General features: G+C 40.1%; 6 protein-coding genes. All 6 read right to left on the bottom strand.

The features are described from left to right. Positions 1-3: 3 nt before the first annotated feature. A complete protein-coding gene (locus ABDW16_RS27155; RefSeq protein WP_343674174.1) occupies positions 4-903 on the bottom strand; it encodes a sulfotransferase domain-containing protein in 900 nt (299 codons plus the stop codon). Between the two features lie 25 nt (positions 904-928). Beyond that, positions 929-1504 carry an adenylyl-sulfate kinase gene (cysC, locus tag ABDW16_RS27150; RefSeq protein WP_343674172.1) on the bottom strand — a complete coding sequence of 192 codons (576 nt, stop codon included), beginning with the start codon at positions 1502-1504 and terminating at the stop codon, positions 929-931. Positions 1505-1543: 39 nt separating this feature from the next. Further along, positions 1544-2053 carry a UpxY family transcription antiterminator gene (locus ABDW16_RS27145; protein ID WP_343674170.1) on the bottom strand — a complete coding sequence of 170 codons (510 nt, stop codon included), beginning with the start codon at positions 2051-2053 and terminating at the stop codon, positions 1544-1546. A 369-nt stretch (positions 2054-2422) separates the two neighbouring features. Beyond that, a complete protein-coding gene (locus ABDW16_RS27140; protein WP_343674168.1) occupies positions 2423-3070 on the bottom strand; it encodes a response regulator transcription factor in 648 nt (215 codons plus the stop codon). 877 nt (positions 3071-3947) lie between these two features. Beyond that, entirely contained in the window at positions 3948-5510 is a 1563-nt protein-coding gene (locus ABDW16_RS27135) for a serine hydrolase (protein ID WP_343674166.1), read from the bottom strand. Positions 5511-5629: 119 nt separating this feature from the next. Then, positions 5630-6340 (bottom strand): hypothetical protein (locus ABDW16_RS27130; protein ID WP_343674165.1); only part of this gene is annotated, 711 nt, incomplete at its 5' end.

Here is a 6340-nt window from a genome sequence, read left to right as displayed (position 1 = left end):
GGTTTAAACCGCGGAAGGTTCATTCACTTTTTCGGGGGTTACACTGAAATTATATCCCAGGTTGAAACGGCCCAAATGTTTGTCATAAAGCGCGGAGAATTTTTTCCGTTGCGTAGCATTGAACTCCAACTGGCCCTTATCTGATTCTCCCCTGCGAATAAACTGTGTATCCGGTTTATTTGCTTCCACTTGCGGCCTCCCGAACTTTGCCTGATGCTGTTTCATAAAGGCAAAACTGCAACGCTCCGTAACTCTTGCAATAAGCTCCTCCGTAAGTGGTATCCCTAAAAATTTAGCCAACTTCTCGATAGTTTCACGGGGATACTCATTCGCGCTTTCATATTTTATAAAACAAACATTAAAACCATGTTTGTTTTCCAACCATGCCTCCACATGCCTGAACCAGGATATACGATCCATAAACGTCTTGTCCAGGAAACGATCCCATTCCAGGTCAGGCATATTATAATCCTTGTAATAGTGGTACATAGAAGAAGCCACATCCATGCCATTACGCACTACGTAGATAATTCTACCGGCATTCTTCTTCGGAAAATACTTGTAATCACCATGGGTTTTGAAGATCCTGGGGGAAGGCATATCGTCCATTTTTTTGCCGGAAAATATAGCATCTTCCAGTAATGGAGAGACATTAGAAAAATGTCGGAAATTCATATCTCCCTCCGTCATCAGCTGATATAGCATCATTTGGACCTTGGTAGTGCCCGAACGCATATACGTAACTACACATACATCATCTTTCCTGGGCTGGAAATCCTTAATAAATATTCTTCTCAAAAGAACCTTTTCAAGATTATAGAAGGTTTGCCAGGATTTTCTTACCATTTTAACAAGCCACCTATCAAAGTCCCATGAACCAGGAACATGCTGTTTCTTACTCATAATAAATATTGTTTAAGGGGAATTATTATAGAAGCGGGAAGGGGACGGGCTTTTCAATCAGAGCGACCAGCATTTCCAGTGATTCATTCACTGACATTAGGTCTGTCCTTATTTCAAGATCAGGATTTACAGGGGGAATATAGGCATCATGTACACCGGTAAATGAAGCAATTTTGTTCTGACGGGCTTTTTTGTACAGACCTTTTACATCTCGTTCTTCACAGATAGCCAAAGGAGCATTAATAAAAATCTCGAAAAAAACATTATGTCCAATAATATCTCTGGCCATGCTTCTAAGCTCAGGGTATGGGCTAATGGTGGAAACAATACAGAAAATACCATTGTTAACCAAGAGGCGGGCAATCTCCGCCGTTCTGCGGATATTCTCAGTCCTGTCTTCTTTAGTGAACCCAAGATTGACATTGATTCCCTGCCGCAACTCATCACCATCCAATGTAATGCACTGTATACCTTTGGTGATCAAATAATCATACAGTGCTTTAGACAGCGTAGTTTTGCCCGCACCGGAAAGACCAGTAAACCAAAGCACTTTCTCTTTATGTTCACCTGGCAATAAAGGAGATCCAGAAATAGTAAGCATAGTCATCAACTCTTTTAAGGGGGAAAAAGGGAAGTAAATTCAGGCAATTTTCTCCAATGCCTGCATGTCGATCTCAACCGATAAAGCGTGGTCAATAGCCGGAAGCCTGATCAGTAAACGGGATTTGCCAACTTTCCGGATCAGCTCTCCCTCCATTCCCACAAATGCGCCACTGATCACTCTAACCTTTTCTCCGACAGTTTCAAGGTTCTCGCTGGTTACCGCAGGATTCGTAACTGCAATCTTCTTAATGATCTCTATTTCAGATTCACTAACGGATACGGGCTTGCCTTCACAGGTAATGAGTTTTACCACCCCACTTACGGATAATAACTTAAAACTATCATTGGATGTGATCCTTACGAAAACATAGTTTGGAAATAGCGGCTCCTCAATCCGTTTAACCCGGTCACTCCACTTACGGAAGCAGGTACGGATAGGCAGAAAACTCTCATAATTAAGTTTAGAGATCTGCTCTGCTATCCTCTTTTCAAATTTTGGACGGGTATACAAGACAAACCAGTTTTGTCGTGGGAAACAGGTGCTCATGTTGGACATAAAATTTAGGGTTCCGGGTTAATTCTGCTTTAGCGGGCCAGGTAAAAGATTTGTTATTTTAAGAACATTGCCTATAGCATATGATCAGCTATCATACATGCTTAAGTGACTGCTTAGTTAATATATACGGTTATTAAGAGTTTAAGCTTCGCCCACTAAACTCACATCCTGGTTAATTGTGAAGTTCTACATGATGGTTACTGCAATAATACCCTAGCAAATTTAAATTAGTTCTCACGCAAACAAATACAGAAATCTGTAAAATTGAGTATTGTTTCCTGTATTTTACTATAAAGAAAGAAAGAAATACACTAAGATTTGCGCGCGGTGAAATTGGGGAAAGGAGCGATCTGCTCCTGATTATATTAGATTTTTCTCCACTGCATATTTAAGTAATCCTATTGTTGTTTTTGCACCTATTTTATCTTTCATCTGCTGCTTTATTTTATCTATCGCGCTTATACTTAGAAATACTTCGGTAGCTATTTCCTGTGTACTCTTTTCCTGCCATAACAGCTGTAAGATTTTTTTATGCTTGTCAGTAAAAAAATTATCATTCTGTATGGAACTATTAATCATCCTGCTTGTTTTTAAATAAAGCGCCTCCGTATATACCCTATTCCGGTAAATGTAACCGGCATTTACCATCTTGATTGCCTCTATTATATCATTAATATCTGAATCGTAAGAGAGGTAACCGAATACTCCGAAATCAATCAGTTGGCTGATAAGCTGAGGATCATCCGTAATAGAAAGGATCAACATTTTCGCGTTTGGATAATTAAATTTAAGCACTTGCAAATATTCCTTATAACCGGAAATATCAGGGGCTAGCTCTGTCAGCAACACCTGTACACTATCGTCGGGAAGCATGATAGACAGTTCTTTACTAAAAGCTGTATCCGTTACAATTTTCAAGTTCGGGAATTGGGCAAGTGAACCTTTTAGCGCTTTCCGTATTATCTTATAACTGTGAATAATAGCAATCTTAATAGGGTAAATTTCCATGGGTATTAAAAATGGTTAACACAATACAATACTTGAATAAAAGATCAGGCACCTGTACTATTCACTTAGTTAGACCAGGTGCTGTTGGCCATCACTACTAACAGGCGTTCAAAAATGTTACGTTTCATGTACCTCCTACTGAGGGGATAGACAGGTAATTTTGGTCCGTTGTCAGGAAGTCTTAACGCGTCTTAGCGATTCACTTCTTTTTATTTTATTTACAGGTTTGAAAAATGCTTTTTCTCATTTCTAATTCCAGGGATAGATGATGCCAAAATCTACTCTTCACTTAAACATATATCCTGCGTTGTCTATTAGGGTCCTTCAATAATGTAGTTAAAATGGAAGCTGTAGTAGCTAATATAGGATTTTTTCTGAACTAAAAAAATGTTCGTTTTATTTACAAACACGTAAGCGGCCCCACGCATAGCAATCTGACAAAACTTATGCCTGAACTCCTGGCAAATTAAGTTAACATCATTTGATAAAAACAGAAAAGCTGCGTAGATCCTGCGATTTGTGAGCCCTATGGTACAAAACCCGAACCTTTTTATTCTCGATTTAAAAAAATATAATACAATCTATAATTGTCACGTAAATGTCATGCTATATGGATATAGGTACAAATAATACCCACGGTTTGAATGGAAGTAATTTCTCCTCTACTTCGCTCATTTTTGCAGATAACTTTTTGCGCAACGTTTAGGCTTATGCATTGCGAAAGTTGAGATAACATCCAGCTGATTCCTGCAGCAAATATTGTTAATGAGCTTCCCGATAGGAAGTGACGAATAGATTATTTTAATTGAACGAATCAAGTTCGTTTGCTGGCCGCCATCCCAGGAGGTCTCTCATTATCGACGTCTGGGGATCGAACCTATTTGCAGGTGTCATCGCTTTGCTTTTGGAACAGCAGGTCTTGAAAGTCATAGGCGACTGATGTTTCCGGTGTTGCCCTTTTCATTGTAAACATTTTGCCCTTATTTTCAAATACAACAATTGCATCGGCTTTTAAATTACGGTTATCCCATCTTACAAGAAAACTATCCTGGCTTAGAGGAAACATTTGGCCATGCAGCTGCAAAGATCTTTTTGAACTAAAATACAGCCTGGTATCTTTTTGACAGATCGTAACGATACCAAACCAGTTATCCCGGTAAGTGCCGGTTTTGCTTGCGTAAGTACTTTTCAGGTTGCTAAAGGAGGATGTATCTACAAATTCCTGTAACCTGCTTTTTGCCTTTTCGGTTGCCTGGGACTGCATATCCACTTTTGCTTTCCACCTGGCAATTCTATCGAACCCCTTTACATCCAGGAAGCAATCTGTTATTTGATCCACTATTGCTCGCATGGCACCGCCGCCATCCCGGTTAGTCAACACGGTAATGCCCACATGCAGTTCAGGTATCAGCAGCACTTCAGATATCATACCATTATCCTGGCCGGTGTGTGATACGATTTTATAACCTTTTGCATCATTCAGGAACCAACCAAAGCCATATGCACCGAAATGGCTGTCATATCCGTCGTTCTTGCTCACAGGAAGGGTAATTTGAGGCTTCCACATTTCCTCCTGCGCTTCAGCGCTGAACAATTGCCATTCAAGGTGTTCCCCATACCGGCCATTGTTTAATTGCGCCAGCATCCATTTGCCCATATCGTCGGCACTGGCATAGATACCGCCAGCGCCGGCATCCCGTTCAGCGTCATCACGTTGAATCCTGGTCAACTTGCCATCAATCTCGTCGTAACCTTCTATTACATTAGTATCCTTTTTCACCCGGCTATAAGAAGCATTGCTCCGGTACATTTGCAAGGGCAACATAATATGATTATGTACAAAGTCTCCCCACCGTTCCCCCGAAACCCTGTAAATCAGTTCTGCCGCCACCAGGTAAAATATGTTGTCGTAAGTATACCGGCTTCTAAACGAGCTTTCCGGTTTAAGCCACCGGAGCGCATAAATAACATCCTTAATAGTAAAATCTGTAGAATCGGGATTATGCAGCAAATCACCCGCACCTGGCCCAAGACCGCTTCGGTGGGTGAGCATGTCCCTAATTGTAAATTCCCTTGTCACATAAGGCTCATACATTTTAAATTCAGGGATGTATTTAACGAGTTTATCATCCCATTTTAACTTGCCTTCGTCAACCAATATTGCCAGGGCTGCTGCCGTAAAAGCCTTGCTGTTGGAAGCAATTCCGAATAAGGTATTTTCATCCGCTTTTTCTCTGCCTTCCAGGGACCTGAAGCCATAGCCTTTGCTAAGTAAAACCTTATTGTCCGAAACTATGGCTACAGCAATTCCCGGCACATTAAAAGTGACTAAAGCTTTGTTTACCACCGAATCCACGAACCTGGTAGTGACGGGTTGAGCACTGGTGAACAGAAAGGTTAAATTGGCTATCAACGAGATTGCGATATGTCGGCGTTTCATTAAACAAATTTAATGACTCTTAGAAATTTTTTGTGGCATTAGCAGTCAGATCATCTTAGTAAAGCCTTATCGTTGTTAAATAAACTGTCAGACAAGTTTTTTAGGCACAAATACCAATGCTAATTTCCTTTCAGCTTTTGCATATAAGCATAATAAGCTGCCTCATCCAACTCAATTTCCTTTTTCATATAATAATACAATATCGTTGTCGGAGGAACCAACTCTGCGTTTACAAGCTGCCAGCCGCTCTCCACCATGAATAACAATACCTTGTAATTATCCTTTATGCCAAACTCTTTTCTTGGATCTTTCAGCTCCTTGCTAATAATGCTGTCGGGGAGTATTTTTTTCAGGGAATGATAATCTATTTTCCCTGTTGGGTCAACTGTGCTGAAAATAGTCACCTTGTGTGTTTGGGCTTTTAATATCGTAACTGTAAACAAAATAAAATAAATTAATATAATCTGTTTCATACTTATATGATTTGGAAAGTAAAATACTGACAACATTTTCCTGGTCACTTGGTATGGAGTTAACTTATTGTGAATTATTGGCCCTCTAATGCATGCAGAAAACTTTCCGGCCACAGGTGGTATGTTATCTGGAGCTTTCGTTTTATGACTGCCTTGTTGTACATTATGAGCAGTTTCCTTGGATCGGCGTACGAACGCACGAGAATTAATGTTACCGATTTTTTCTGTTCCCAACTTTTGGCCGGTTGGCCAGTGCAAAAGTATATTTCTCACCATGTTTTTAGTACTTGATAATCTCGCAAAGAAATCACAGACGAGGACTATAAACAAAGCAAAGAAGAATATGAAAAAGCAATT

This window comes from Chitinophaga sp. (genome assembly GCF_039596135.1).
GTDB lineage: Bacteria > Bacteroidota > Bacteroidia > Chitinophagales > Chitinophagaceae > Chitinophaga.
The sequence above is the reverse complement of the archived record's forward strand: the minus strand, read 5'-3'. Positions and strand labels throughout refer to the sequence as shown.